The following is a 26,979-nucleotide window of genomic DNA, read 5'->3' as shown; positions in this document are numbered from 1 at the left end:
TTTTTTTGCAGACTGGCTCAAACCTTAGTTGGATTGGCTCGCAAGGAACTTTTCTTTAACATCCGCTGGAATCTGACGCTTATTGCCTTTGACATCAACCGCAACAAAGGTAAATACACCTTCAGTCACACGTACAGGCGGACGTGAACTGTCATGACTATCCCATACTTCAATTTCCATCTGAATAGACGTATTGCCCACTTTTAACAGTTTAGTATAACAACTAATGACATCGCCGACTTTCACTGGAACTAAGAACGTCATCTGATTAATTGAAATCGTTGCACAGCGTCCCTTACTAAAACGCTCTGCGTGAATTGCACCCGCCAAATCCATTTGTGACACAATCCAACCACCAAAAACATCTCCACTCCAGTTGGTATCGGCTGGCATTGCAATTGTCTGAAGAGACAACATCCCTTCTGGTTTCACATGAATCTCTGACACGTTGACTCCAATTTTCATTATGACTGGGCTTGCAACTGTTGATCTAACCATTGTTGCAATTGTGGCGCACGGAGCGCACCGCTTATTCTAGCAATTTCGGTGGTTTTATTCATTAAAACTAGGGTCGGAATGCTACGTATGTTAAACGCACTGCTCAATCGCGGAGACTCTTCGGTATTAATTTTAGCAAAAATAACCTGCGGATTTTGCTTGGCCACTTCAGCAAAGTGCGGAGCCATCATTTTACATGGACCACACCACTCTGCCCATAAATCAATAAACACAGGCAAATCGCTATGGCTAATGAACTGGCTAAAATTCTGCTCATTCAACTCAATCGGCGCCGCAGGTAAAAGCGCTGCATGGCACTGACCGCAGCTCGGATTGGCACTCAATTTCTCTTCAGGCACACGATTTTTGGCTAAACAAGTAGGACAGACGATAATCATTTAGTTGACTCCAATATGTTGATGTAAGAATTCTAATTGGGTCGAAATGGCTTTTTCAAACCAACTGGCATGATAAATATCAAAATGCTGCATCTCCCATTCATGATATTGAACAAAAGGGGCAATATTGGTCGCTGCTTCACGACTGGATTCAATCGGAATTAAACTATCATGCTTGGCTGCAATGAACAGTACAGGAATATTAATTTGCCTAACATTTTGAATCGGACGATAACGAATTAAATTAAAAAATAATCGGGCAGGTATCTCACCACTCCAATAATAATCAGGATTAAGAATCGAACGATACCCCAAATAGGCATCTTGCGTTGGCAAAAAACATAATTCTCGTGGATCAACCACAGGTAAAGTGGTTGGGGACATCCCCACTTTTCCCCCCATATAATCTTGGCTGGATAGTTTTAAGGCTTTGGGGAATTGTTGCAAAGGATATAACTTCGCACTGGCTGCCCCATCCACAAAAGGCACTTGCGCCATCACGGCCTGTACATTTTTGAACTCTGCTGCGATATCGAGTACATAACCACCACTGAGCGCCGTCCCCCACAACACGATCCGTCGACTATCGATCGACTTACGTTCTTTGAGGTGGTTAATCATGGTCCGCCAATCTTCAAGCTGCTTCTTAATCGAGACCAACTCTCGTGGACGTCCGGTACTCCCGCCCCAATAACGGTAGTCAAATAACACGACTGCATAGCCCGCTTGTGCAAAACGCTGCGCAGATTGGATCAGTTTGAATTGGCGAAGCCCAGCCAAACCATGGGCCATCACAATCACTGCTGGTTTTTCTTCGGTTTTCGGACGATAGAAATCCGCAGCAATGACCTCTTGGCCACTTTTGACATATAGCGGTTCAACGGTATAGGCGTGCATACCTGCTCCATTGCGTTATTTTATGGTTGTAATCGCTTATAAATATTTCAACAGCATAGGCTGAACTTTCAGCTTAATGCTATCATAAAGCATATCTTGATTAGTTTAATTTTGGAGTGACAGCATGAGCGAAAATGTAGGCTTTGCAGGTCAAATTGGCCCAGAACATTTGGTTCAAGTGGTTGAAAAAGGGTTTAAATCTGTGATCAATAACCGCCCAGATATGGAAGGTGGTCCAGAACAACCAACTAGCGCTCAAATTGAAGAAGCAGCTCGTGTTGCAGGTCTAGATTATGTCTATCAACCTGTAGTTGCAGGACAAATCACAGAAGTTGATGTACGCACTTTTGCTAATCATTTCAATGAGCTACCAAAACCTGTTTTAATGTTCTGCCGTACCGGTAATCGCTCAAACAACTTATATCAACTTGCGAAACAAATGGACCTGTTAGATGACTAAACGGTTGTTTAAAAGTGTCATCTGCACTGCTCTAATTTTAACGAGCAGTGCATTGTGGGCGACAACGAACAACCTGAGTCAAGCACTCAGCCCACAGCTCAGCGTTTCAGGGGAAATGACCCAAGACAAGTTTCAACAGTTGATAAAACAAGGTTTTAAGTCGGTCATTGTCAACCGACCAGATCAAGAACAAGGTAATACCGTTCGCGTTGATCAACTTCGTAATATCGCGGAACAGTCCAAAGTCAGCGTAATTTACCAACCAGTTACCAGCAATAAAATTTCAGAAACAGACGTGGTCGAATTTGCTAAATATTATAATGAATTGCCCAAGCCTATTTTAATGGTCTGTAAGAGTGGTGCTCGCTCTAGTCTGCTGTTCAATCAGGCAAAACAACGAGGATTACTCCATGAATAAACTGTTGCTGCTTTTACTCTGCTGTACATTAATGACAGCATGTAGTTCAATGAATGTACGTCCTACTGTTGGGGTAAGCGTTGGTACTGGCTTATAAGTCAAATGAAAGTAAAGACGGCATCTAGTGCCGTTTTTTTTACAAAATATAATCATCTACAGTCCTGAATATGTTAACTATAGAGTATGTCTCGCTTAGATAAACGTTAGCTTATGTATGATCTGATTATTATTGGGGCTGGAACTGCGGGTATCGCAGCCTACCAACAAGCCGTGAAGTCCACACAAAATCTATTAATCATTAATGATGGGCCATGGGACACCACTTGTGCACGTGTCGGCTGCATGCCGTCAAAAGTGCTGATTTCTACAGCAAATCGCATGCATGATATTCAACATGCGGATCGTGTCGGATTGCAAGTAGAGTCAAAAATAGACCGCAGTCAGGTAATGCAACACGTACAAAAACTCCGTGATCGCTTTACTCATAGTACCCTTAAAACCGTAGAGAGCTGGCCTGAGTCTCATAAAATACAGGGCCGTGCTCGCTTTGTCGATGAAAAAACGGTCGAAGTTAATGGGCAACACTACCAAGCCAAAAGCTTTATTTTAGCTGTAGGCTCCACACCTAGCTTTGACCCAGCATGGAAGAATGAACTCGGTGATCGACTCATCACCTCCGATCAAATCTTTGAACTTGATGCTTTGCCTAACTCCTTAGCCGTTATTGGAAGCGGCGTCATCGCGATTGAACTTGCGCAAGCCATGCAACGACTTGGCGTCAATACCACAGTCTTTGCACGTAGTCGTAAAGTCGGGATTCTGACTAGTCCAAAATTGCAACAGTTGGCACAAACAGAGATTAGCGCTGAACTTGAGATCAAATTCGAAGTTTTACCCACTGAAGTTAATTATACAAATGATCAAGTTGAAATTAGTTTTACTGAAAATAGTCAACCTAAAACACTCAATGTCGATTATTTACTGGTTGCCACTGGCCGAAGCAGCCTTTTAAATACTCTTCAACTCGAAAATATCAACACCTCATTCACAGACTTAAAACATTTACCTGTTGATTCTGATAGCAAACAACTTGCAGACTACCCGATTTTTATCATTGGCGATGCATATACTGATACTCCACTACAACATGAAGCCGCACACGAAGGTAAAGTTTCGGTCAAAAATGCATTGAACTTTCCCACTATAGAATCATGTAAAACCCTAACGCCTTTAGGTATCGTGTTTAGTAGCCCAGAAATGGCAATGGTTGGACAAAACTTTAAGCAACTACAAAGTGTACCTATCGATTTTGTCATCGGCGAAGTCTCTTATTCTAAACAAGGACGTGCATTAGTTCTGGGTAAAAACCATGGGGCCATCGAGGTATATGTGGATAAAAGCAGCCGAAAGTTGCTGGGTGCTGAATTACTCACAGACTCTACTGAACATTTGGCCCATTTACTGGCATGGATGATTTCAGAGCAACTGACCATCGATGAGATTTTGGAAAAACCATTTTATCACCCAACCCTTGAAGAAGGTTTAAGAACAGCATTAAAGCATGCACGCCGACAGTTGGATACGTAGGCTGCGAAATTTATGATTCATATTCTTTTAATAAGGTTTGCTGTGTGCAATTAAACGATTTCATCAACACTGTGCAGTGAACTATAAATCATTCGCGGCATACGTTGATTTAATTACAAGACACACACCTTATTAGATTAGCGGTAAAGTTCTTATTTTAGTGCGTAACTTAACTGATCTAAAACACATTAATAACCGTAATAAACCATGTGTTGTAATACATAAGTCAGTCATTCCTGATCCATTTTGGTTCATAAATGGCTATTCTCTTCAAATAATTGTTTACTTGGCAAATAATTCCATCATATTCTTGCTTTTGTTTAGAGAATAAATTTATTAAGATTATAGAAAGCATGCCAACAAAACAAGTTAAAGCACATCAAGAAAACTTAAAAGATGCTCTATAATCTCTTGTAAATAAGACATAAAAGCCAGCAAATACTGGCTTTTTAGCATTTAGACCCTTATAGATAGCTTATTTTCGGCTCTTTTCATCTGTTTACTTCTTCTTATTTTTCCCTATTAAATTTTAAAGGCTATGTTTTAGCCGCGTCTTCTTATTCTTCCCTAGTATTTCAGCATAAAAAAATCCCCCTAACTATTAAGTTAGGGGGATTTAGAATTAATGAGCTGGCGATGACTTACTCTCACATGGATAACTCCACACTACCATCAGCGCTAAGAGGTTTCACTTCTGAGTTCGGGAAGGGATCAGGTGGTTCACTCTTGCTATTGTCGCCAGCACAACTGTTTATGACTATTCGTTGGGTCTTATTTACACATTGTGTATGCCTAACTTTCATCAAATGAGTTATTAACAGGTATACTTGAGTTGATTTTAACATAAAGCATAGCTTTATGTCTTGCGCTCGGACAAACATAATTAATGTTTGTTTATTCCTCGCTCATGTATCTAGCTTTATAACTAAATCAAGTTGTTTGCAGTGATTTGAACCACAACACCAACTGTTTGGGTGTTGTATAGTCAAGCCTCACGAGCAATTAGTATTGGTCAGCTTCACATATCACTATGCTTCCACATCCAACCTATCAACGTCGTAGTCTTCAACGGCTCTTTAGAGGACATAAAGTCCTAGGGAAATCTTATCTTGAGGTAGGCTTCCCGCTTAGATGCTTTCAGCGGTTATCCCTTCCGAACATAGCTACCCGGCGATGCGACTGGCGTCACAACCGGTACACCAGAGGTTCGTCCACTCTGGTCCTCTCGTACTAGGAGCAGATCCTCTCAAATTTCCAACGCCCACGGTAGATAGGGACCGAACTGTCTCACGACGTTCTAAACCCAGCTCGCGTACCTCTTTAAATGGCGAACAGCCATACCCTTGGGACCTGCTTCAGCCCCAGGATGAGATGAGCCGACATCGAGGTGCCAAACACCGCCGTCGATATGAACTCTTGGGCGGTATCAGCCTGTTATCCCCAGAGTACCTTTTATCCGTTGAGCGATGGCCCTTCCATACAGAACCACCGGATCACTAAGACCTACTTTCGTACCTGCTCGACTTGTGGGTCTCGCAGTTAAGCGCGCTTTTGCCTTTATACTCTACGCGTGATTTCCGACCACGCTGAGCGCACCTTCGTACTCCTCCGTTACTCTTTAGGAGGAGACCGCCCCAGTCAAACTACCCACCAGACATGGTCCTCGTCCCGGATAACGGGACAGAGTTAGAACCTCAATATTACCAGGGTGGTATTTCAAGATTGGCTCCACCGAAACTAGCGTCTCGGTTTCAAAGCCTCCCACCTATCCTACACAAGTAAGATCAAAGTTCAATGTCAAGCTGCAGTAAAGGTTCACGGGGTCTTTCCGTCTAGCCGCGGGTACACCGCATCTTCACGGCGAATTCGATTTCACTGAGTCTCTGCTGGAGACAGCGCCCCCATCATTATGCCATTCGTGCAGGTCGGAACTTACCCGACAAGGAATTTCGCTACCTTAGGACCGTTATAGTTACGGCCGCCGTTTACTGGGGCTTCGATCAAGAGCTTCGCTTACGCTAACCCCATCAATTAACCTTCCAGCACCGGGCAGGCATCACACCCTATACGTCCACTTTCGTGTTTGCAGAGTGCTATGTTTTTAATAAACAGTTGCAGGGGCCTGGTTTCTGTGGCTGCCAATAGCTCAAGGAGTAAATCCTATCACCGTCGGCAGCGTACCTTCTCCCGAAGTTACGGTACCATTTTGCCTAGTTCCTTCAGCAGAGTTCTCTCAAGCGCTTTGGTCTACTCGACCTGACCACCTGTGTCGGTTTCGGGTACGATTCCTATGTAACTGAAGCTTAGAGACTTTTCCTGGAAGCATGGTATCAGCCACTTCACTGTACAAGTACAGCTTGCTATCAGTTCTCAGCATACAGTACCCCGGATTTGCCTAAGATACATGCCTACAACCTTCCACCTGGACAACCAACGCCAGGCTGACTTAACCTTCTCCGTCCTCTCATCGCATTACATAGAAGTATTGGAATATTAACCAATTTCCCATCGACTACGCCTCTCGGCCTCGCCTTAGGGGTCGACTCACCCAGCCCCGATTAACGTTGGACTGGAACCCTTGGTCTTTCAGCGTGCGAGTTTTTCACTCGCATTGTCGTTACTCACGTCAGCATTCGCACTTCTGATACCTCCAGCATACTTCTCAATACACCTTCATCGGCTTACAGAACGCTCCCCTACCACTTGCAATAAATTGCAAATCCGCAGCTTCGGCATATAGTTTTAGCCCCGTTACATCTTCCGCGCAGGCCGACTCGACTAGTGAGCTATTACGCTTTCTTTAAAGGGTGGCTGCTTCTAAGCCAACCTCCTAGCTGTCTATGCCTTCCCACATCGTTTCCCACTTAACTATAATTTTGGGGCCTTAGCTGGCGGTCTGGATTGTTTTCCTCTTGACTACGGACGTTAGCACCCGCAGTCTGTCTCCCGGATAGTACTCATTGGTATTCGGAGTTTGCATCGGTTTGGTAAGTCGGGATGACCCCCTAGCCGAAACAGTGCTCTACCCCCAATGGTATTCGTCCGAGGCGCTACCTAAATAGCTTTCGGGGAGAACCAGCTATCACCGAGTTTGATTAGCCTTTCACCCCTATCCACAAGTCATCCCCTGGCTTTTCAACGACAGTGGGTTCGGTCCTCCAGTTAGTGTTACCCAACCTTCAACCTGCTCATGGATAGATCACCCGGTTTCGGGTCTACACCCAGCAACTAAACGCCCTATTAAGACTCGATTTCTCTACGGCTCCCCTATGCGGTTAACCTTGCTACTGAATGTAAGTCGCTGACCCATTATACAAAAGGTACGCAGTCACCGAACAAGTCGGCTCCCACTGCTTGTATGCATGCGGTTTCAGGATCTATTTCACTCCCCTCACAGGGGTTCTTTTCGCCTTTCCCTCACGGTACTGGTTCACTATCGGTCAGTCAGGAGTATTTAGCCTTGGAGGATGGTCCCCCCATATTCAGACAAGGTTTCACGTGCCCCGCCCTACTCGACATCATCATATAAGCCCTTTCGTGTACAGGACTATCACCCACTATGGTTGCACTTCCCAGAGCATTCCACTAGAACTTATATGACTTAATGGGCTTTTCCCCGTTCGCTCGCCGCTACTGAGGGAATCTCAATTGATTTCTTTTCCTAAGGGTACTGAGATGTTTCACTTCCCCTCGTTCGCCTCGTATGACTATGTATTCATCATACGATACCTGCCTTATGACAGGTGGGTTTCCCCATTCAGAAATCTCCGGATCACAGGATATTTGCCGCCTCCCCGGAGCTTATCGCAGGCTATTACGTCTTTCATCGCCTCTGACTGCCAAGGCATCCACCACATGCACTTAATTACTTGACTATACAACCCCAAACAGTCGTTAATCCCTACAAGTAGGATTAAGACAGTCTATGATGATTTCTCATCACTTCCTTACAGTTTGTTGTTCTGTGCACTTAAACACTGTACAGCTTCAATTCAATTCACATACCAAAACGCTTGATTCAGTTAATTTCGCTAGTAACTCATTTCTTCAATCTTCATCAATCAGTAATAAATCACTGTTAATGTCAATCTTAAAAACGAGTATGAACAAATTATTTCAACTCAAATATATTCTGTTAATGATTTTTCCAGCCTTCGTCAGGTCAGGAAACTGTGATAAATCACAGAAGTTAATAAAATGCAAACTAATGTCTACTTCTTACTAATTTCTATAATCTAACTACTTAACTTATATATTGATGAACAATATATGGTGGAGACTAGGAGAGTCGAACTCCTGACCTCCTGCGTGCAAAGCAGGCGCTCTACCAACTAAGCTAAGTCCCCAGCTTATCAATAAGTCAATGTTTCTGTTTTCTGTATTCAGCATTTAACAATGCTTGTTAGTCAGATTTGGTGGGTCTGACAAGACTTGAACTTGTGACCCCACGCTTATCAAGCGTGTGCTCTAACCAACTGAGCTACAGACCCTCAGATACATCGTCATGAAGAACAACTTGTTGTGGATTCTTACCAATCGTCAATCTTTCGTTAAGGAGGTGATCCAGCCGCAGGTTCCCCTACGGCTACCTTGTTACGACTTCACCCCAGTCATCGGCCACACCGTGGTAAGCGTCCTCCTTGCGGTTAGACTACCTACTTCTGGTGCAACAAATTCCCATGGTGTGACGGGCGGTGTGTACAAGGCCCGGGAACGTATTCACCGCGGCATTCTGATCCGCGATTACTAGCGATTCCGACTTCATGGAGTCGAGTTGCAGACTCCAATCCGGACTACGATCGGCTTTTTGAGATTAGCATCCTATCGCTAGGTAGCAACCCTTTGTACCGACCATTGTAGCACGTGTGTAGCCCTGGTCGTAAGGGCCATGATGACTTGACGTCGTCCCCGCCTTCCTCCAGTTTGTCACTGGCAGTATCCTTAAAGTTCCCGGCTTAACCCGCTGGCAAATAAGGAAAAGGGTTGCGCTCGTTGCGGGACTTAACCCAACATCTCACGACACGAGCTGACGACAGCCATGCAGCACCTGTATGTAAGTTCCCGAAGGCACCAATCCATCTCTGGAAAGTTCTTACTATGTCAAGACCAGGTAAGGTTCTTCGCGTTGCATCGAATTAAACCACATGCTCCACCGCTTGTGCGGGCCCCCGTCAATTCATTTGAGTTTTAGTCTTGCGACCGTACTCCCCAGGCGGTCTACTTATCGCGTTAGCTGCGCCACTAAAGCCTCAAAGGCCCCAACGGCTAGTAGACATCGTTTACGGCATGGACTACCAGGGTATCTAATCCTGTTTGCTCCCCATGCTTTCGTACCTCAGCGTCAGTATTAGGCCAGATGGCTGCCTTCGCCATCGGTATTCCTCCAGATCTCTACGCATTTCACCGCTACACCTGGAATTCTACCATCCTCTCCCATACTCTAGCTTCCCAGTATCGAATGCAATTCCTAAGTTAAGCTCAGGGATTTCACATCCGACTTAAAAAGCCGCCTACGCACGCTTTACGCCCAGTAAATCCGATTAACGCTCGCACCCTCTGTATTACCGCGGCTGCTGGCACAGAGTTAGCCGGTGCTTATTCTGCGAGTAACGTCCACTATCCTAGAGTATTAATCCAAGTAGCCTCCTCCTCGCTTAAAGTGCTTTACAACCAAAAGGCCTTCTTCACACACGCGGCATGGCTGGATCAGGCTTTCGCCCATTGTCCAATATTCCCCACTGCTGCCTCCCGTAGGAGTCTGGGCCGTGTCTCAGTCCCAGTGTGGCGGATCATCCTCTCAGACCCGCTACAGATCGTCGCCTTGGTAGGCCTTTACCCCACCAACTAGCTAATCTGACTTAGGCTCATCTATTAGCGCAAGGTCCGAAGATCCCCTGCTTTCCCCCGTAGGGCGTATGCGGTATTAGCATTCCTTTCGGAATGTTGTCCCCCACTAATAGGCAGATTCCTAAGCATTACTCACCCGTCCGCCGCTAGGTAATGTAGCAAGCTACATCACCCCGCTCGACTTGCATGTGTTAAGCCTGCCGCCAGCGTTCAATCTGAGCCATGATCAAACTCTTCAGTTAAAAATCATTAGTAGCTTATGGCTACAAATCTTGGCTCATCAATTTTCTGACAAATATTTCTCAAATAAACTTCGAGTAATTCTTACCATCAATCAATGAAATATTTTCGATCGATCAATCAGTAAAAATCCACACAAGTTGTTCTTCATAATCTCTTAATGATCTTCTTGCTGATTCGTCATCAGCAAGCTAGGTCGGCTATACTACTCTCTTTCAAGAAGAAGTCAACTGGTTTTGTTAATTATTTTTAAACCTATTCAAGACTTCCAGATTCTACCGCTTGGGCTAAATCCTTGTTTCTCAACAAGTTTTAATCAATATCACCACCGATGGATGTGCATTCTACAGTATTTCCAAACCAACACAACCCCCTTTACTCAATTATTTATAAAAAAACCTCCAACTGTTTACTTATTCGGCAAAATGTCGCTTTTTTCTTATTTTTTGAGTGAAAAGGGAACAATTTCTCCAATTTCATTTCGATTTTTTTCTTGTGATTTTTTTTCTTGCCACTTTAATGCACGACAATCCACATATTCACAATAACCACTTTCGCCTTGTTCCTCATAATTATCCATTTTGAGTTGATATTTAAAGCTACCTACATAACCCGCAGCCAAACCAAATTTAAAATCACCACGACTTTGAGCGTAAAGATGAATGTGATGTCCCTGCTCATCTTGATAATGCCATTCAAACTCTCGCGGTAAATACATTTTTTGCCCATTGGGAGTTTTCACAGCAGGATAAACACGATGAACTTGAAAGCGCACCATCCGATCAAACATATGGGTTTGTTGTTTTTGTAAATCACGTATATAGATACGTGACTGTACAATTCGATTAAACGAATCTCGAATTTGTTCTAACAATAACTGACGCTGATCTACTAGATTAATGACTTGATATGTGAAAAACGCTAAGGGTAAATAACTAAAGTCGATACTGCGCGCGTATTCAAAAGCTCCCAACTGGTCAATGTCAAAGCACTGTTCTTTATATTTAACTTCTCCCTGACATCGACACAATACAGACCAATGCTCAGCAAGACCAAAACGCAATTTGGTGAAATGTGAAATCAGCGGCGTTGTTGTAATTTCAATCTCAAAACTCAATTCTGTGTCTTTTCTTTGAATTTGAAATTTTGGGAACGCTCCCATGAGTTGTTCTTTGTTGGCAAATTTAAATGTTTTTTCTTGAAATGAACATTCCACAGAAATTGAATAGCGGTTCAGTTGCCCAGCCATATGTGGGCTACTGCTGGCCAATACCGTAGCAGTATCTAAAGGTGTAGTTCTGATTGCACTATTATTGCGAAACATAGGCGTATTGGGCTGACCAATCATGCTCAAAAAATTTAAATAATGCAGTGGTGCAGGAAGATTGGGAATGGTTAAAGCTTGATGAATAATTTTATATTTTTTATTGGGCGGATGATAAGCAGGGAGTGACCCTGAAGGAGCCTGATTAAGTTGTTTAGACTGATCGAGAAAATCTTGAAACAACCACATATCATACTCCTTCTACATATCATTAACTCATGATGGGCTGTGCTGACGTCGTGCTAAAAACGTAGTAATAAAGCCAGATAATGCATAAATCAAGGAAATGACCAAAATACCGACAGGAATATTGTAAGTTATTGCAGCAAAAATAAAGACCGCGATAGGAAGGACAAAAAATGGTACTCGTTTACGATCTACCGTTTTAAATGAATAATATTTAATATTCGAAATCATGAGGAGCCCCACAGACACAATCACTGCTGCACTGATGGCTTGAATACCCCGCTCACGAATATCAAAAATTTCGGGGAAATCGAGTCCGACCCAAACCAATGAAATAATAATAATGGCAGCAAGTGGACTAGCTACACCAATAAAGTAACGCTTATCGACCACACCAATTTGCACATTAAAACGAGCTAGACGGAACGCAGCACAGGCAGTGTAGACAAAACAACACGCCAAACCTATGCGACCGAGCGAATCCAAACTCCAGCTATACATCAAAATAGCGGGTGCAACACCGAACGCCAATAGATCAGATAAAGAATCATACTGTTCACCAAAAGCACTCTGCGCACCAATGGCTCGTGCAACACGGCCATCTAAGCCATCCAACAACGCTGCCAAGAAAATGGCATAAATCGCTTGCTGGAAGTTGCCATTCATACTGGCAATGATGGAATAAAAGCCTGACAACAACGCTGCCGTTGTAATCAGGTTCGGCCACAAATAAATACCTCGACGTTTTACTTTTTGACCTTCCTGTGTGTGCTCTTCTTCTTCTACCTCAAAAGTAATCCCATCAAAAGTAGGCGTACTGCGGGGTGAAGATTCGCTTTCAGGTTTATTTATATTTGTCATTCTCTGTCGATCCTAATGTAGCCTTTTCTCTTATAGTCTATCTTTATTCGCCAACTAACCAACGAACAGCAGCATGACCACCATTTTCACTCATACGCAAATGTGGGAATAACCATTGTAGCGCTTCATCTGCATCTTCAGAAAACTTCCAAGGTGGGTTAATCACCAATAGACCACAACCGTTTAAGCCCACTGGAGTGTCATCTGGCCAAACACATACTTCACAGATCAACTGACGGCGAATACCGGTTTTAATCATTTTCTTTTCAAAACGATCAATCATGGCACGGTCTTTGATTGGATACCAAATTGCAAACACACCCGTTGGCCATTTTTTATATGCAGTCGCTATGAGATCAACCAATTGAGGGAAATCTTTACGCTCCACTTCGTAAGGTGGATCAATCATCACCAAACCGCGTTTTTCTTTGGGTGGAATAACGCCAAATAGCCCTTCATACGCATCGCGCTCATGTAAGCCCGCGCGTTTGTCACGAACGTTGTAATACAACTGTTGGAATACATCACGCTGCATTTCAAAAATGGTGGCTTTATCGATTTCGCGCATACCTTCCAATGCAAACCACGGCGAACCTGGATAAGCGCCCTTACCTGAACCTTCACGCATTTTTTCAACAATTTTTAAATACTGCTGAACACCTTCAGGCGCATTACGCTTAATCGAGTCATCAAGTTTTACTAAACGGTGAATACCATTTAAGAACTCACCCGACTTTTGTGCTTCTGAAGTCGATAAATCATATTTACCAGCACCGCCATGCGTATCAATATAACGATACGGTTTATCTTTTTGATTGAGGCGAGTCAAAATCTGAAGCAAAAGGACATGCTTCATGACATCTGCAAAGTTACCTGCATGGAAGTGGTGACGGTAATTCATGTTTCTATCATTCCTAAAATCAATGAGTATTTTAGCATGAAAAATAGTTTCGTTCAGATTGCTTTCATACACTAGAATAACCGTGGCTTTTCTTTGTCTTTTTTAGGTTAATGTAATGGAAGCAGTTCTTCTCCCAAAGTCTTGGAATGTTGATCAAATCCTAGATGATTTAGATCAACATGGTTTTGCCATCATTGATGACGCCTATTCTAATGACTATGTACATCAACTCATTGAAGAATGTACTTCGAACTTAAACCGCTTTCGTGAAGCCGCTATTCAAAACGGTGTCATCAGCAAGATCCGTAGTGATCACATTTTATGGCTCAATCCCGAGCTCGTTATTTCCAATCAACATGTTCAAGCCCTTTATAGTTTGGGTCAGGAACTAAATCGTGCCTTTTATCTCGGTATTCGAGACGTCGAAGCGCATTTTGCTTGCTATAACGCTGGCGAGTTTTATGCCCTACACCGTGATAATCCTCAAGGCAAAAATGGCCGCATGATTTCTACGGTCTATTATTTACACGAAGATTGGCAAGACGATTGGGGCGGTGAACTTCATCTGCAAGATAAAAATGACATTTGGCATGTACTACAGCCTAAACCGAATCGTATTGCGCTGTTTCAAAGTGACTTACTGCATGAGGTCTTAGAAGCTAAACATCAGCGTTTATCGATTACTGGATGGTTACGGAGTGACAGTACAATCCTGTGATTCAAGCAAAAAGACTTTAAATTGTAAGAAGTATCCTCATATACTGAACATCAATTGATGAGGATGTAACCGATGCGTGCCAGCAGTCAACAAATTATTCAGCGTATTGGTGAAACAGATCAACTCTACCTACAAGGCAATAGCCCTGAATTAGCCCTTGAGCGTGCTGATTTGCGCTTACAGTTAGTCACACTAAGCCAGCTGCGCCAAGAGCAAGTCCACTTTTTACAAGAAGCGGTGGTATTACTTGAGCAAGGTCGAATTGAGTTTGAGGAAATGCCTCTGTCTTTGTACCTCAATTTGTCTTTGCACCTTGCCAAGGCTTATATGCTGTACTTTGAAATCACCAAAGAAGATCGCTTTGCTTTGATTACACAGCAAATTTTAAAACCATTGACCAGCTATGGTCAGGGCGATATTTACCTGTTTTTGGCCTATGCCTCGGTCAGTCGAAAAGAGTTGGCATTGGCACGACACTGGCTTGGCAAATATACGAAAAGTAACGAGTTTGATTTCGTTTTACTACGTGAACATGCCGCTTTTGTTGACCTTCATCAAGAAGATTGGTTTATCAAGCTGATGCAAAGTAAATTGCACTAAAATGTACAAATAAAAAAACGCCTGAAATCAGGCGTTTTCTTATGGGTCAATTCTACTATTCAAATGACAACGGCATAAAATCAATTTAGGCAGTTTGAAGTTTATAAGCATCGAGATGTAGCTGTTGATTAAGTTCATCAACCATAATCGCCCAATCATCATCTTGAACCAAATGACTGATTAATAGCGCACGTTGAGCGGAATTCCAAAACGGTGCATCGTGTAAAGACTGATGAGCAGGAAGTTGATGCGTACGAATATATAATTCGATGGCAGCCGCACTATTGGCGAGTCCCAGTTGCGAAAATAAAAGCTCTAAGGATGGTTTATGTTGACTGAGCATCTCGGCCTCCTTATCAATACTACTGTCAATTATTATTAAATTAACTTATATGTATTTTCTAAAAAAACCTAGTCATAAAACTAGGTTTGTTGTTTCAATTTGTGATTATAAATGACACGATCCTGAAAGCGTATGTTCTGTATGCAATTGTTCATTTAACAGGTCGACCACCATTGCCCATTCATCATCTTTTTTCCAATTACTGATAATGAAGTCATGCTGTGCTTTTGACCAAAAGGGTGCTTTATGCAATGGAACGTCTGAAGTAAGTTGGTGTGTTTCAATAAACTGATCGATTGCTTCTGCACTCGCATCAAGCCCCAATTGTTCAAATAAAAGTTCTAAAGTCGGTTGTTGGTCAAACATCATTGTTCTCCTCAAGCCCTGATCATGCCCTTTTAGAATAAACCTTTGCCCATCTATGCTCAGTTGTATCTACATCACAGCATGTTATTTTTTGTTCAATACGGGCCCCATATAAAAAAAGCACCCCAAATGGAGTGCTTTTTCAAAACAGATCTTGAACCGATCGGTTTTTAATTATTTAAGCATGTCAGCAATTGCTGCGCGCTCTTCTTCAAGTTCTTGAAGAGTTTTGTCCATACGCTCACGGCTGAACGCATCGATTTCTAAGCCTTCAACACGTGTGTATTCGCCATTTTCGCAAGTTACAGGAACGCCGTACATTACGCCTTCAGGAATACCATAAGAACCGTCAGAAGGAATACCCATCGTTACCCATTCGCCATTTGTGCCAAGAGCCCAATCGCGCATATGGTCGATCGCAGCGTTCGCAGCTGAAGCTGCTGAAGACAAACCACGCGCTTCGATAATCGCAGCACCACGTTTACCAACAGTTGGAAGGAATACATTCGCGTTCCAGTCAGCATCGTTGATTTTGTCTTTTAAGCTTTCGCCGTTTACAGTTGCAAAACGGTAGTCAGCATACATTGTTGGAGAGTGGTTACCCCAAACAGTCATGTTTTTGATGTCTGCTACAGCAACACCCGCTTTTTGAGCAATTTGAGTCAACGCACGGTTGTGGTCAAGACGTAACATTGCTGTAAAGTTTTTCGCTGGAAGATCTGGAGCAGATTTCATTGCGATGTAAGCATTTGTATTTGCAGGGTTACCTACAACAAGTACTTTAACGTCACGGCTAGCAACTTCGTTTAGTGCTTGACCTTGACCGATGAAGATTTCACCGTTCACTTTCAATAAGTCAGCACGTTCCATACCAGGACCACGTGGACGTGAACCAACCAATAACGCGTAGTCAGCATCTTTAAATGCAACTTTTGGATCATCAGTACCGATCATGCCAGCCAATAATGGGAAAGCACAGTCGTCTAATTCCATCATTACGCCTTTAAGCGCAGCTTGAGCTTTCTCAAAAGGAACTTCTAACAATTGCAGAATAACTGGTTGGTCTTTACCTAACATTTCGCCACTAGCGATACGGAATAATAGGCTATAACCGATTTGACCAGCAGCGCCAGTAACGGCAACGCGAACAGGTTGCTTCATGTACTTATCTCCATTTGAGGAACGTTATATGATTAAATAGCTGTTCTATCTAATCTTAATAATCATAAACGGCAAAGATTGTACTCCAATACTTTGGCAGATGCATGTAAAAGAGAATGAATTCCAACAAAAGTATGATAGGAAATATAAATTAATTTAGGGAAAGAGATTAGTAAGAACCCTTGATCGCAAAAGAATTTGGGCAGTTTTCTTGTATATTCTCTGCACAACCTTTGTACTGACCATTGGGTTTATAACAAACTTTGACTTCGGTCAAAATATTGGTTTGACGGTGAGTACGGCAGCTAAAACGTAACCCGCTTGCAGGCAGTCCAGGATTCAAACGTTGGAACTGTCCACGTAAGCTATGCAGTTGCGCGGTTTTATTTTCAGATGAAGTCAAATCTGCGGGGATTTTTAAACGTTCTGCATAATTAATCACGTTACGGAAATATTGACTGGCACTCATCGGCACACACCCCCCAATCTCTGCCCACAACTGACGACGTGCATGCTCATCGGGCATGACCCTAGCCACCACTTTAGTTTGAAGCGGAGACAATACAGCTGAAGACTTGGTCTGACACTCTCGTGTCGTGGTTTCAGGGTACAAGCCTGTAATATTGAGTGAATAGCCTTCCAAACATTTCCGTTTCTTTGAGCCTTGGTTATCGAACAAACACACGGCGGGTGTCATTTGAACTTCCATCACATAGCCAAACACGGTCGGTGTTGCATGGGCTGATGTCGCAAAAAACCCCATAGCAATGCCGCTGCTGATCAACAGCAGAAGCTTTTGCGTTAAGACTGATTGGGATGACATCAAAACCATAAAATGCCTAGGCCTTTATTATTGACTTCTAAATGGAATATTTTGCATGCGCTGGGTGATTGACTGTGGGCCCTGTCCAAGCAGAACACCATAATGTGTCGCATTACTCATGACATGCTTAACGTAATCGCGAGTTTCAGTCAGAGGAATACTTTCTGTGTATTGATCCGCCGCAATCGGCTGATTATCAGGCTGCCAACGGCGCGCACGATTTGGCCCTGCGTTATAACCTGCTGTGGCAAGTACAGGACTGTTGCTTAATTGGCTTTGAATCATGGACAAGTAGAATGTGCCATAACGAACATTGGTATTCATATCACTCAGTGCAGCAGGATTATAGGTTTCACCCATTTGTCTAGCGACTAGTTTTGCCGTATCTGGCATGATTTGCATCAAACCACCTGCCCCCACATGCGAGCGAGCATGGGTAACAAATCGGCTTTCTTGGCGCATTAATCCATACGCCCATGCAGGATCTATGCCTGCATTGCGACTATGGCTGACCACATAGCTTTGATGCGGCATGGCATAACGATAACTGTAGTTATGTTGCTTGACGGTTCGATCGGCTGCATAGATCGCGCGGTCATACCATCCCATTTCGGTTGCACGTTTGGCAGCAGCCAAAATTAAGCCATCATCTTGTTTTAAATACGCTTGTCGAACTGCCCAATTCCATTCACGGTTGACATAATTGTCTGGCGCATTGACGTTGCGCAGTGCAAAAGCGCGGCTAAAGTGAATATCTTGACTCAAACGCTGCGCATCCGCATTGCTCGGTTGGGTATTTGCTGGAATCGTTTGATAACGCTGACCAATACGATCTTTTGCCAATAAGTTATGATAATCGTCACCTACTGACAATTTTTTGAAGATCTCGCGCGCCAGTGCTTTTGATTTTGCATCACCACGTTGTTCTGAAGCACGGGCTAACCAATACTGCCAGCGATCTTCTTGTTTCTGCGTCACACTCATGCCATCAATGGCACGAATGACACTCTCCCATGCGCCGAAACGAATGGCTTGGCGTGCATAAATTTCAGCTTCTTCTTCACTCAGTGCTAAACCATAGCTCCGATCGAAAGCTTGCAACACTTCGACATTAAAATTATTTTTCATGACGGTTGTGCCACCGATATACCCCACAGCACGGTACAACGCTTTTTGCACCGACTCTGGTGTTCCCTCTGCAGCACGCTTGACCGACGCCAGTGCAGTATTTAGATCACTGTCGGCTAAACGGCCAATGGCATAAATTAAATATGCTTGATCTGCCGCCGACGCTTTCGGTGCGGACCAGAGATAGTTCAGTGGATCGGCTTGAATACTATTCAGCTGCGCCAAAGACAGATTCATGCCAATGGTTTGTGCGGTTGCAACCGCTTGACCTGACTGCCCTGCACGCAGCTGCGCCCATAAACGTTGTTGTTTGTCTTGTTCCGTCATCAGTGGACTAGACAACATCATGCGCCCCAGCCCTGTACAAGACTCAGGTTGTGAGTTGGTGGTGAGCCAAACATCTTTATATTCGGCAAAAACCAAAGGATCGCCTGACTTGGCACGGACTTGCGCCATGGCGCAGCTTTCTGCGCGATCTGCATTGGACACATAGGCCAATACCGGCTGCGCGGAAGCAAAATCGGCCATTTTGACTTTTTCTTCGATGTAATCTGCTGCTAACTTCTCAGCCATGGCAGATTGCGGATAGCGCTGTGCAAATCCAACAATATTCGCCGCAGGTTGCAACGCCAAATTACTGTTAAGCACCCAGTATTCAGGATAATAGCCCAGCACATCACCCTGCATACTGCTTTGATATTGCTGTAATAAACCAACATTACCTGTATTTGTTGCACGCAAGGCATCATTAAATTGTTCATCTGCGGCATGTGTCGCTGCAGATAGACCCAAGGCAGCCACACCCAACGCAAACACTTGATAATATTTATTCTGTAATCGTTTTAACATGGGTTTGCCTTCAGTCATCTTTGGATTGCCTAGTCTCGTCTCATCATTTTCATTAGTTTAATAACTCATAACAGACTCTATTGTTCTCTTATGTAACCTTATGATTAGACAATATTAATTTTCCTGCATTTTCACTTCACAAATCAATCTTTTTAGCTTCAGATTTAAAGCTATAAGTTTATTCAGATTTCCTGCTAAAATATGCGCCTTTCGTAGATTTCACATGGTGTTTGATCGCCCTTTTTTGTCGCCAGCCAAGCTCTGCTTTCGCCGCCACAGATACCGATCAGACACAAAAACCTAGATTTATCCCCCCTTAGGAGCCTACATGACGGTTCAAACCTTCATTCCAAATGGTGCCCAAGCTGCCTCAGAAAACACTGTTACCCAGCCACAGCACACCCCAGCCATCGATGGATCAGTTAAAAAACTGTATATCGAAACGCAAGGGTGTCAGATGAATGAGTATGACAGTCACCGTATGGCAGACTTACTTGGCGACTCGCACGGTTATGTGCTGACCCAAGACCCGAAAGAAGCCGATATTCTACTCATGAATACCTGCTCGATTCGTGAAAAAGCCCAAGAAAAAGTGTTCTCTGAATTGGGTCGCTGGCGCAAGCTGAAAGACAAAAATCCGGATCTCATCATTGGTGTCGGTGGTTGTGTGGCCTCGCAAGAAGGCGACAACATTCAAAAACGTGCCAATTATGTCGACATGATTTTTGGCCCGCAAACCTTGCACCGTTTGCCACAAATGCTGGATCAGCACTTTGATCAAATCGAAAAACCCAAGAAAGAAAAAATCAAATTGGTCGATATTTCTTTCCCTGACATTGAAAAATTCGACTTTTTACCTGAACCGCGTGTGGAAGGTTACAAGGCTTTTGTTTCAATTATGGAAGGTTGTTCAAAATATTGTTCATTCTGTGTAGTGCCCTACACCCGTGGTGAAGAAGTTTCTCGCCCATTGGATGATGTTTTAGCAGAAATTGCGACATTAGCCGAAAAAGGCGTACGTGAGATTTCTTTATTGGGTCAAAACGTGAATGGTTACCGCGGTGAAACGTTCGAAGGCAATATCTGTACTTTTGCAGACTTGTTACGTCTTGTTGCAGAAATCCCGGGGATTGGGCGTTTACGCTACACCACTTCACATCCGCTTGAATTTAATGATGACTTGATTGAATGTTACCGTGACCTACCGCAAATGGTGTCGCATCTGCATTTGCCTGTACAAAGTGGCTCAAACGATGTATTGCAAGCCATGAAGCGTAACCACACCATTGATGTGTATATCGACAAAATTGCCAAATTACGTAAAGTCCGTCCTGATATGCATTTATCCAGTGACTTCATCATTGGCTTCCCGGGTGAAACCGATGCTCACTTTGAAGAAACCTATCAATTCATCAAAGATATGGACTTCGACCATTCCTACAGTTTTGTCTATTCAAAACGTCCAGGTACACCTGCATCTGATCTTGAAGACACTACCTCTGAAGAGGTAAAAAAAGAGCGTCTCAGTAAAGTTCAAAAATGGATCAAACGCTCGAGTATTGACAAGACCGATGCCATGCTCGGCACCATTCAACGTGTTTTGGTCGAGAAAGTTTCAGACAAAGATTCAAACTTACTGATTGGTACGGCGGATAACACTCGTTATGTGAGTTTTATTGGTGATGCAGCATGGATCGGACGTTTCGCCGAAATCGAAGTGACCGAGATTAAAACTTTGAATTTTGTTTATGGTGAACTCTTGAATCTTGAGCCTGACGTGGCGTAATGTAAGGGAATAGATTCTGACTACTTAAAGGAATTCTCTTGACTGCAGCGATTCGACGTACAGTAACTTTTCCTGGGGTTTCAATAGAACGTTTAAAGAGCATGCTCGGTGCTTATAACGGTCATTTGAAACAAATCGAACAGCGTTTAGATGTCACTATTTCCCATCGAGGTGATGCATTTTATGTCGATGGTGAAATGGATGCAGTTGAGAGAGCAGAAGGTCTGCTCCATCGCCTGCATGAAGAAGCAGAAAATACAGCACAAATCAGTGCCGATACCTTACACCTCATGATTCAAGGCAGTCAGACTGACCGTGAATTGCAAGAAGACCTCGACGGACAAGAGCACACTGGTTTAGATGAAGTGTGGCTCCAAACCCGTAAAGGTCGTATCAATCCACGCGGTGCCAACCAAAAGCGTTATGTGCAGCGTATTCTACAAAGCGATATTTCTTTTGGTATTGGACCTGCGGGTACAGGTAAAACCTATCTCGCAGTTGCAGCCGCAGTTGACATGCTAGAACGTAATGAAATTCAACGAATTTTATTGGTTCGCCCTGCCGTTGAAGCAGGTGAAAAACTTGGTTTTCTGCCGGGTGATTTAAGCCAAAAAATCGACCCCTATTTGCGCCCACTCTACGATGCCTTGTATGAAATGCTTGGTTTTGAAAAAGTAGCCAAACTGATTGAACGTCAAGTGATTGAAGTCGCACCACTGGCTTATATGCGTGGTCGAACTTTAAACCACTCTTTCGTGATTTTAGACGAAGCACAAAACACAACGCCTGAACAAATGAAAATGTTCCTCACACGCTTAGGCTTTGGTTCGCGCGCAGTGATTACAGGCGATATCACACAGGTCGACTTACCGCGTGGTCAGCAATCTGGTCTGGCGCATGCTTTACGCATCATCGACAAAATCAAAGAAATTCACATTACCCGCTTCCACTCTCGTGATGTGGTACGCCACCAATTAGTGCAAAAAATTGTTGAAGCTTATGAGGGATGGGATGCAGAACAACATCGCTTAACGGCTGAAGCGCGTGCTGAACGCAAAGCGCGTCAAGAGGCCTTAGTGGCTGAAAATGATGCCGCTGCCGATGCTCAGCATTAAGTTAAAGCCTGCGGGCATTTTAAAATGCCCGCAGATGTCATTATTTAAGGATCTATTTTGAAACTGAGTCTTTCTCTACAACAGGACTTTCAAGCACCTGAATTGGTCTTGAAACGTGGTTATATCAAAAAAGTTGTAGAAACTGTTTTACGCCATATTGACACACAGAGTAACTGTGAAATTGGCATTGCTTGTGTCGACCATGATGAAAGTCATAAATTGAATTTGGAATATCGCGGCAAAGATAAATCAACCAATGTGTTATCTTTCCCGAGTGACTTGCCCGATGAAATGGCGCAAATTCTTGACTCATTTCCTATTGGCGATTTAGTCATTTGCATTCCTGTGGTGCTGTTGGAAGCGAAAGAACAAAACAAAGCGCCACTGACGCATTTCACTCATATGTTGGTACATGGCACTTTGCACCTCATGGGCTATGACCATGAAACGTCAGAAGCAGATGCTGAAGAAATGGAAGGTATCGAAATTGAAATTTTGGCTAAACTCGGTTTTGAAAACCCTTATTTAGAACAATAGCTATTAGATCTGAAACAACTCACCTGATTCATCTCGATGTGTCGGGTTTATTTATGTTAAAAATAATGCAAGATGAAAAAATAAATGAAGAGATTATAAAAATGCATACATCGATTTCAAAACTACTCTGCGTTATTACCCTATTCTGCACCACGCCACTTTATGCCAAGAGCAATGATGAAAATCAAACATCCTGTCAGAAAGTAAAGTTTCAAGACACAGCTCAGGCGTGGGCTGGACATTATTATTTGCAGGGTGTTATGGAGGTCGGTTCCGAGCTTTTACTAGAGACCAACGGTAAATTTAAATGGTACTTAGCTGTCGGCTCTTTAGATCAATATGCTGAGGGGACATGGTGGAAAAATGGCAACTGCATTGGTTTAAAGGCATTGCCGAAATATAGCAAGCATTTAGAAATCTTTCCTAGCCGCCTAGATGTGGAAGAGTCTCATTTAACTGTGACTTGGATCGGTGGACGTCAAGACGGGGCCTATGTCCGCGCAACCCAATAAATCGAAGTAAGCAAAATCATCAGAGTATACTTAAAAGTGCACAGCTCAGTGCACTTCAAACTCCGCCTCTGCTGGGTCAAAACGCCATGTACGCACAATGCGTAACTCAGAAATATCCTTCATTTTGGCATCAAATCCACCGAATGGTGCGGCCTTACGCACCGACGCTTTTGCAGCCTCATCAAGCATCTCATGGCCTGAACTATCAATCAGGCGAATAGCGCGGATGCCTCCTGATGCATTTAGAATCACCATTAAACGCACTTCACCCGCCAGCCGCTGCTGTTTAGCTGCTTCTGGATAGTAACGGTTGCCATAAAATTCAACTTTCTGACGGAACTTTTCAAGATAGGCGGCCGAAATATCTTGCTTGGCTTGAATACCATCGACTGTTTTAATTTTTTGCTGACGGCTAAAGTTTTGTTGGCGTTGTAAATATTGCGCTTCAAGGCTGGCCACCATTGCTGCTTTGGCTTGAAACTGACTGTTCATTTCTTCCATGGCTTTTTTGCGCTGATTATCCTCAGCTTGTTTTTGCCAGCTTAAAGTCGTCATCAACAGTTTTTCTTCAAAATTCAGCTCACGTTTTTGTTGAATCTGCTCTAAAGTCTCGCGCTGCTGCTCACCTGTACTTTGCTCAAGCATCGGTGCAGGCATGTCACTCGACATGCGATGTGATTCACGAAAGGTCCCTGAACCTTGTTGATCGGCTTGCGCTAAAAAATCTGCATTTTCAATTTTTTGATCAGAAGGACGCAAGGTAACGGCAATTTCTTTCACTGCCGCATCATTTTCTTGAGGCATCGCAAATTGCAAAGTCAAAATCACGAGATGCAAAAATACCGCCAGTACGACGGTCGCTGTAAAAATTGGGTCTTTCCACCAATCATGAGCCAAAGGCATTACATTTATTTTTCTAAGCATCACACCAAACCGACAATTTGTCTTGTTCCCCAAAGCGCATGCGCGCAGTATAAAATAGACACAGTCTTCATTTTATTGCGTAGAATGAGACCTTGTGCCCTTTAGATTCACTGTTTCGTAAAATCATGAAAATGGTGCAATTAATTTTGCTAAACTGCAAGGTTCATGAACAGTATTTTTTAAACATTTCGACCAGAGATCTGATCGCTCAAACACGTTGATTAGCTAGGACGCCTCTTATGCAAACGCTTATTTCCAACATTTCAAATCGTTTACGCCAAGTTTATCAAAAGGCGGAAGGATTTATTGAGGATGAGCGCGAGTTTCCAATGTCTCAAGTCTTTTTAAATGCCACTTTTCAACGTTTTGTGACCGATAACGTGAGAATGTTGAAAGACCTGCATGCCGACTTACATGATGATTGGTTACGCTTATATGCCACACTCGACTATAACGGGCTCAAACTCACGCTTTCGGTAGATTTGAAACTGGCACAAATGGAGTTAAATAAAAAAACGCAGTTGATTGTATTTGAGCAAATCAGTGACACCAGTGTTCTGGATGCTGAATACCCAACGGTATTTCATAAAATTGGCGTGCGCTGTGCCCTATTCTTTTATCAAAAAGTCCTGAATCAAGACCCCTTAGGCATGATTTTAGAAAAACTGAATGTGATTAAAGTCAAAGATGATCTGCTGCATTTGGATCTGAATCGCTGGTTAGGGAAAAACCGTTCCATTATCGATACTTTAGGTAAAGTCCATGTCAATCATGCCGTATTGCGTGAAGCAGAATTGGTGGTGATCGGTAATGTCAACTTAACAGCGTTATTTAATAAGTTTTCGCAAACCTCTATCCATGACTTGATTGAACCCAATCTAGACGAAAGCACGGTCTCGCCAATTCGACAAAAATAACTCGGGATGCTGCGACTAAAATGTGACTTAAGGTGGGTAAAAGAAACATAAAACTACAGTTTGCCCTATGTTTCGAATTTTTTCTTCATAATCAACGTGCATAATATTTCTATGCAAAAAATTTGTGCCTACAACTGAATAGGAAACTTTTTCTTATGGCTAAATCAATGTTGAAAACAGTCGCAATGGCAACAGGTGTCAGCACCTTGCTATTTGTCGGTTTCTCAAGTCAAACCTTTGCCATGAGTCCATTCCAAGCCAGTTATCAATTTAACTATAATGGCAAAAACATGGGCTCAGCGTCACGTACGTTATCGAAATCGGGCAACAACTGGAACTATGTCTTTGCAGCCAAAGCTGGTGGTATCGCCTCTGCAACCGAAAGCAGTCGCTTTAGTTTCAACGGTAAGCAAATTCAGTCCAGCAGTTTTAGTCGTAGCAGTAAAATTTTGGTGCATAACAACACCATGAGTATTAACTTCAATCCAGCGGCAAAAACCATCAACACCAAGAAAGACAAAGAAGCGCGTTCTTTCGCTTGGAAAGCTGGCGTACTGGATGAACTGAATGCTGAATTACAACTTCGGGAAGACATCAAAAATGGCGGTTTAAAATCGACTTATTATTTGGCCGATGCCAAAGAAGTCGAAGCACGTAAATTTGTGAAGCAAGGCTCTGAGTCAATCAAAACCGATTATGGCACCTTTGACACGATTAAAGTAGTCATGAAACATGACAAACCTGGCCGCGAAACCATTTTCTGGTTAGCACCTAAATTGGACTACCTTCCAGTCAAAGTCAGCCATGTTGATAAGAAAACATCCTATGGATTGCTATTAACGGGTTATAAAGGTGCAAGCAATTAGTCATTTTGACGAATTTTACTTGCATTTTTTCAGGTGCTTCCTAAAATACGCTTTTGCTTGAAAAAGCACCTGCCCCTAGAGGATTCTCCCGTGTACGCACTAGAACAGAAAATCTTAAGCGAAGGTATCGTTCTATCTGATGAAGTTCTGAAAGTTGATGCTTTCTTAAACCACCAAATCGATCCGGTTATGATGCAATTAATCGGTAAAGAATTTGCTGCTCGTTTTAAAGATGCAGGCATCACTAAAATCATCACGATTGAAGCATCAGGTATCGCACCTGCAATCATGGCAGGTTTAGAACTGGGCGTGCCCGTTATTTTTGCGCGTAAATACCAATCTTTAACCTTAAAAGATGACCTTTACCGCTCAAAAGTCTTTTCGTTTACCAAACAAACGGAAAGCACGATTGCAATTTCAAATAAGCACATCAGCTCAGCAGATAAAGCCCTCGTGATTGATGACTTCTTGGCTAACGGTCAAGCAGCATTGGGGCTGATTGACCTAATTCACCAAGCGAAAGCAGAAGTTGTCGGTGTCGGTATTGTGATTGAAAAATCATTCCAACCTGGTCGTGACATTTTGCTTGAAAAAGGCTACCGCGTTGAATCTTTGGCACGCGTAAAGTCTTTGGCAAATGGTACTGTTGAATTTGTTCGTGACTAATCACGGCGTTTAACTTCAAAAAAGAGCACTTCAGGTGCTCTTTTTTTGTCA

24 protein-coding genes, 2 tRNA genes and 3 rRNA genes are annotated in these 26,979 nt (G+C 43.2%); 12 read left to right on the top strand and 17 right to left on the bottom strand.

All coding sequences use genetic code 11. From position 1 onward, the window contains the following. Positions 1-24: 24 nt before the first annotated feature. The 3 genes from ACSC9N_RS02475 to ACSC9N_RS02465 are packed head-to-tail and all read right to left on the bottom strand — an operon-like array spanning position 25 to position 1,793. Positions 25-447: an acyl-CoA thioesterase gene (locus ACSC9N_RS02475; protein ID WP_004697616.1), complete on the bottom strand. Its 423-nt coding sequence runs from the start codon at positions 445-447 to the stop codon at positions 25-27. A gap of 17 nt (positions 448-464) precedes the next feature. Further along, entirely contained in the window at positions 465-896 is a 432-nt protein-coding gene (trxC, locus tag ACSC9N_RS02470; RefSeq protein ID WP_281199333.1) for a thioredoxin TrxC, read from the bottom strand. Then, positions 897-1,793 carry an alpha/beta hydrolase gene (locus tag ACSC9N_RS02465; protein WP_281199334.1) on the bottom strand — a complete coding sequence of 299 codons (897 nt, stop codon included), beginning with the start codon at positions 1,791-1,793 and terminating at the stop codon, positions 897-899. A 124-nt stretch (positions 1,794-1,917) separates the two neighbouring features. Here ACSC9N_RS02465 and ACSC9N_RS02460 point away from each other — a divergent pair, with 124 nt between their 5' ends. From ACSC9N_RS02460 to ACSC9N_RS02450, 3 genes are all read left to right on the top strand, one after another. Beyond that, positions 1,918-2,253 (top strand): TIGR01244 family sulfur transferase, encoded by a 336-nt coding sequence (locus ACSC9N_RS02460; RefSeq protein ID WP_087014709.1) that lies wholly within the window; start codon positions 1,918-1,920, stop codon positions 2,251-2,253. Next, entirely contained in the window at positions 2,246-2,671 is a 426-nt protein-coding gene (locus ACSC9N_RS02455; protein ID WP_281199335.1) for a beta-lactamase hydrolase domain-containing protein, read from the top strand. The genes ACSC9N_RS02460 and ACSC9N_RS02455 overlap by 8 nt, the downstream gene beginning before the upstream one ends. A 210-nt stretch (positions 2,672-2,881) precedes the next feature. Beyond that, positions 2,882-4,258, top strand: a complete 1,377-nt coding sequence (locus tag ACSC9N_RS02450; protein ID WP_171503115.1) for a dihydrolipoyl dehydrogenase — start codon at positions 2,882-2,884, stop codon at positions 4,256-4,258. A 628-nt stretch (positions 4,259-4,886) separates the two neighbouring features. Here ACSC9N_RS02450 and rrf read toward each other — a convergent pair. From rrf to ACSC9N_RS02410, 8 genes are all read right to left on the bottom strand, one after another. After that, positions 4,887-5,001, bottom strand: a 5S ribosomal RNA gene (rrf, locus tag ACSC9N_RS02445). 238 nt (positions 5,002-5,239) lie between these two features. Continuing rightward, positions 5,240-8,133: ribosomal RNA gene (locus tag ACSC9N_RS02440) — 23S ribosomal RNA — on the bottom strand. Between the two features lie 395 nt (positions 8,134-8,528). Next, positions 8,529-8,604: transfer RNA gene (locus ACSC9N_RS02435), tRNA-Ala, on the bottom strand. A gap of 67 nt (positions 8,605-8,671) precedes the next feature. After that, positions 8,672-8,748 (bottom strand) — tRNA-Ile (locus ACSC9N_RS02430). Between the two features lie 61 nt (positions 8,749-8,809). Further along, positions 8,810-10,347 (bottom strand): 16S ribosomal RNA (locus ACSC9N_RS02425). The 16S, 23S and 5S rRNA genes sit together here with 2 tRNA genes alongside, the layout of an rRNA operon. Positions 10,348-10,784: 437 nt before the next feature. After that, positions 10,785-11,858, bottom strand: a complete 1,074-nt coding sequence (locus tag ACSC9N_RS02420; RefSeq protein WP_131230629.1) for a DUF6670 family protein — start codon at positions 11,856-11,858, stop codon at positions 10,785-10,787. 27 nt (positions 11,859-11,885) lie between these two features. Next, positions 11,886-12,716, bottom strand: coding sequence for a CDP-diacylglycerol--serine O-phosphatidyltransferase (pssA, locus tag ACSC9N_RS02415; RefSeq protein WP_004977822.1), 831 nt, complete (start codon positions 12,714-12,716; stop codon positions 11,886-11,888). Positions 12,717-12,759: 43 nt separating this feature from the next. Next, positions 12,760-13,617 carry a 23S rRNA (adenine(2030)-N(6))-methyltransferase RlmJ gene (locus ACSC9N_RS02410; protein ID WP_004691214.1) on the bottom strand — a complete coding sequence of 286 codons (858 nt, stop codon included), beginning with the start codon at positions 13,615-13,617 and terminating at the stop codon, positions 12,760-12,762. Between the two features lie 115 nt (positions 13,618-13,732). Here ACSC9N_RS02410 and ACSC9N_RS02405 point away from each other — a divergent pair, with 115 nt between their 5' ends. Together ACSC9N_RS02405 and ACSC9N_RS02400 are read left to right on the top strand one after the other, a co-directional pair. Further along, positions 13,733-14,335, top strand: a complete 603-nt coding sequence (locus tag ACSC9N_RS02405; RefSeq protein WP_131230631.1) for a 2OG-Fe(II) oxygenase — start codon at positions 13,733-13,735, stop codon at positions 14,333-14,335. A 72-nt stretch (positions 14,336-14,407) separates the two neighbouring features. Beyond that, positions 14,408-14,935, top strand: a complete 528-nt coding sequence (locus ACSC9N_RS02400) for a hypothetical protein (RefSeq protein WP_131230633.1) — start codon at positions 14,408-14,410, stop codon at positions 14,933-14,935. An 85-nt stretch (positions 14,936-15,020) separates the two neighbouring features. Here ACSC9N_RS02400 and ACSC9N_RS02395 read toward each other — a convergent pair whose 3' ends face one another. The 5 genes from ACSC9N_RS02395 to ACSC9N_RS02375 all read right to left on the bottom strand — a co-directional run bounded on the left by ACSC9N_RS02395 (position 15,021) and on the right by ACSC9N_RS02375 (position 19,623). Beyond that, the gene (locus ACSC9N_RS02395) at positions 15,021-15,278 is read right to left on the bottom strand and encodes a DUF2789 family protein (protein ID WP_004691219.1); all 258 of its coding nucleotides are present in this window, start codon (positions 15,276-15,278) and stop codon (positions 15,021-15,023) included. 105 nt (positions 15,279-15,383) lie between these two features. Then, the gene (locus ACSC9N_RS02390; protein WP_004691222.1) at positions 15,384-15,644 is read right to left on the bottom strand and encodes a DUF2789 family protein; all 261 of its coding nucleotides are present in this window, start codon (positions 15,642-15,644) and stop codon (positions 15,384-15,386) included. 174 nt (positions 15,645-15,818) lie between these two features. After that, positions 15,819-16,805: a malate dehydrogenase gene (locus tag ACSC9N_RS02385; protein ID WP_004691225.1), complete on the bottom strand. Its 987-nt coding sequence runs from the start codon at positions 16,803-16,805 to the stop codon at positions 15,819-15,821. Positions 16,806-16,974: 169 nt separating this feature from the next. Beyond that, positions 16,975-17,637, bottom strand: coding sequence for a ribonuclease T2 family protein (locus ACSC9N_RS02380; protein WP_131230636.1), 663 nt, complete (start codon positions 17,635-17,637; stop codon positions 16,975-16,977). A gap of 18 nt (positions 17,638-17,655) precedes the next feature. Continuing rightward, on the bottom strand, positions 17,656-19,623 hold the full coding sequence (locus ACSC9N_RS02375) for a lytic transglycosylase domain-containing protein (protein WP_131230638.1): 1,968 nt from the start codon (positions 19,621-19,623) through the stop codon (positions 17,656-17,658). Positions 19,624-19,933: 310 nt separating this feature from the next. Between ACSC9N_RS02375 and miaB the strand changes: the two genes are divergently transcribed. From miaB to ACSC9N_RS02355, 4 genes are all read left to right on the top strand, one after another. Further along, positions 19,934-21,391 (top strand): tRNA (N6-isopentenyl adenosine(37)-C2)-methylthiotransferase MiaB, encoded by a 1,458-nt coding sequence (miaB, locus tag ACSC9N_RS02370; RefSeq protein ID WP_078389866.1) that lies wholly within the window; start codon positions 19,934-19,936, stop codon positions 21,389-21,391. Between the two features lie 38 nt (positions 21,392-21,429). Next, complete coding sequence (locus ACSC9N_RS02365; protein WP_004977846.1) at positions 21,430-22,506, top strand: PhoH family protein; 1,077 nt, start codon at positions 21,430-21,432, stop codon at positions 22,504-22,506. A gap of 57 nt (positions 22,507-22,563) precedes the next feature. Further along, complete coding sequence (gene ybeY, locus ACSC9N_RS02360; RefSeq protein ID WP_078389867.1) at positions 22,564-23,043, top strand: rRNA maturation RNase YbeY; 480 nt, start codon at positions 22,564-22,566, stop codon at positions 23,041-23,043. A 101-nt stretch (positions 23,044-23,144) separates the two neighbouring features. Continuing rightward, entirely contained in the window at positions 23,145-23,555 is a 411-nt protein-coding gene (locus ACSC9N_RS02355; RefSeq protein WP_125274118.1) for a hypothetical protein, read from the top strand. 45 nt (positions 23,556-23,600) lie between these two features. Here the strand turns inward: ACSC9N_RS02355 and ACSC9N_RS02350 are convergent, their stop codons facing one another. Further along, positions 23,601-24,458 (bottom strand): energy transducer TonB, encoded by an 858-nt coding sequence (locus ACSC9N_RS02350; RefSeq protein WP_062032467.1) that lies wholly within the window; start codon positions 24,456-24,458, stop codon positions 23,601-23,603. A gap of 260 nt (positions 24,459-24,718) precedes the next feature. On the opposite strand from ACSC9N_RS02350, the gene ACSC9N_RS02345 reads away from it, so the two are divergent. From ACSC9N_RS02345 to ACSC9N_RS02335, 3 genes are all read left to right on the top strand, one after another. Further along, on the top strand, positions 24,719-25,396 hold the full coding sequence (locus ACSC9N_RS02345; RefSeq protein WP_125274119.1) for a hypothetical protein: 678 nt from the start codon (positions 24,719-24,721) through the stop codon (positions 25,394-25,396). Positions 25,397-25,551: 155 nt separating this feature from the next. Next, positions 25,552-26,262: a DUF3108 domain-containing protein gene (locus ACSC9N_RS02340; protein ID WP_078389870.1), complete on the top strand. Its 711-nt coding sequence runs from the start codon at positions 25,552-25,554 to the stop codon at positions 26,260-26,262. A 90-nt stretch (positions 26,263-26,352) separates the two neighbouring features. Further along, the gene (locus ACSC9N_RS02335; protein WP_004691243.1) at positions 26,353-26,928 is read left to right on the top strand and encodes a xanthine phosphoribosyltransferase; all 576 of its coding nucleotides are present in this window, start codon (positions 26,353-26,355) and stop codon (positions 26,926-26,928) included. Positions 26,929-26,979: the final 51 nt, after the last annotated feature.

Source organism: Acinetobacter sp. PC34, assembly GCF_051789135.1.
In the GTDB taxonomy this organism is placed as follows: Bacteria; Pseudomonadota; Gammaproteobacteria; order Pseudomonadales; family Moraxellaceae; genus Acinetobacter; species Acinetobacter johnsonii.
Note: the sequence above shows the minus strand (reverse complement) of the source record. Positions and strands in the feature narration are given on the sequence as shown.

What these genes read in the sequence shown, in the direction of transcription:
- trxC (WP_281199333.1), bottom strand. Translation starts at nt 896, where the DNA reads ATGATTATCGTCTGTCCTACTTGTTTAGCCAAAAATCGTGTGCCTGAA.
- ACSC9N_RS02465 (WP_281199334.1), bottom strand. Translation starts at nt 1,793, where the DNA reads ATGCACGCCTATACCGTTGAACCGCTATATGTCAAAAGTGGCCAAGAG.
- ACSC9N_RS02460 (WP_087014709.1), top strand. Translation starts at nt 1,918, where the DNA reads ATGAGCGAAAATGTAGGCTTTGCAGGTCAAATTGGCCCAGAACATTTG.
- ACSC9N_RS02455 (WP_281199335.1), top strand. Translation starts at nt 2,246, where the DNA reads ATGACTAAACGGTTGTTTAAAAGTGTCATCTGCACTGCTCTAATTTTA.
- ACSC9N_RS02450 (WP_171503115.1), top strand. Translation starts at nt 2,882, where the DNA reads ATGTATGATCTGATTATTATTGGGGCTGGAACTGCGGGTATCGCAGCC.
- ACSC9N_RS02420 (WP_131230629.1), bottom strand. Translation starts at nt 11,858, where the DNA reads ATGTGGTTGTTTCAAGATTTTCTCGATCAGTCTAAACAACTTAATCAG.
- pssA (WP_004977822.1), bottom strand. Translation starts at nt 12,716, where the DNA reads ATGACAAATATAAATAAACCTGAAAGCGAATCTTCACCCCGCAGTACG.
- ACSC9N_RS02410 (WP_004691214.1), bottom strand. Translation starts at nt 13,617, where the DNA reads ATGAATTACCGTCACCACTTCCATGCAGGTAACTTTGCAGATGTCATG.
- ACSC9N_RS02405 (WP_131230631.1), top strand. Translation starts at nt 13,733, where the DNA reads ATGGAAGCAGTTCTTCTCCCAAAGTCTTGGAATGTTGATCAAATCCTA.
- ACSC9N_RS02400 (WP_131230633.1), top strand. Translation starts at nt 14,408, where the DNA reads ATGCGTGCCAGCAGTCAACAAATTATTCAGCGTATTGGTGAAACAGAT.
- ACSC9N_RS02395 (WP_004691219.1), bottom strand. Translation starts at nt 15,278, where the DNA reads ATGCTCAGTCAACATAAACCATCCTTAGAGCTTTTATTTTCGCAACTG.
- ACSC9N_RS02390 (WP_004691222.1), bottom strand. Translation starts at nt 15,644, where the DNA reads ATGTTTGACCAACAACCGACTTTAGAACTTTTATTTGAACAATTGGGG.
- ACSC9N_RS02385 (WP_004691225.1), bottom strand. Translation starts at nt 16,805, where the DNA reads ATGAAGCAACCTGTTCGCGTTGCCGTTACTGGCGCTGCTGGTCAAATC.
- ACSC9N_RS02380 (WP_131230636.1), bottom strand. Translation starts at nt 17,637, where the DNA reads ATGGTTTTGATGTCATCCCAATCAGTCTTAACGCAAAAGCTTCTGCTG.
- ACSC9N_RS02375 (WP_131230638.1), bottom strand. Translation starts at nt 19,623, where the DNA reads ATGACTGAAGGCAAACCCATGTTAAAACGATTACAGAATAAATATTAT.
- miaB (WP_078389866.1), top strand. Translation starts at nt 19,934, where the DNA reads ATGACGGTTCAAACCTTCATTCCAAATGGTGCCCAAGCTGCCTCAGAA.
- ACSC9N_RS02355 (WP_125274118.1), top strand. Translation starts at nt 23,145, where the DNA reads ATGCATACATCGATTTCAAAACTACTCTGCGTTATTACCCTATTCTGC.
- ACSC9N_RS02350 (WP_062032467.1), bottom strand. Translation starts at nt 24,458, where the DNA reads ATGCCTTTGGCTCATGATTGGTGGAAAGACCCAATTTTTACAGCGACC.
- ACSC9N_RS02345 (WP_125274119.1), top strand. Translation starts at nt 24,719, where the DNA reads ATGCAAACGCTTATTTCCAACATTTCAAATCGTTTACGCCAAGTTTAT.
- ACSC9N_RS02340 (WP_078389870.1), top strand. Translation starts at nt 25,552, where the DNA reads ATGGCTAAATCAATGTTGAAAACAGTCGCAATGGCAACAGGTGTCAGC.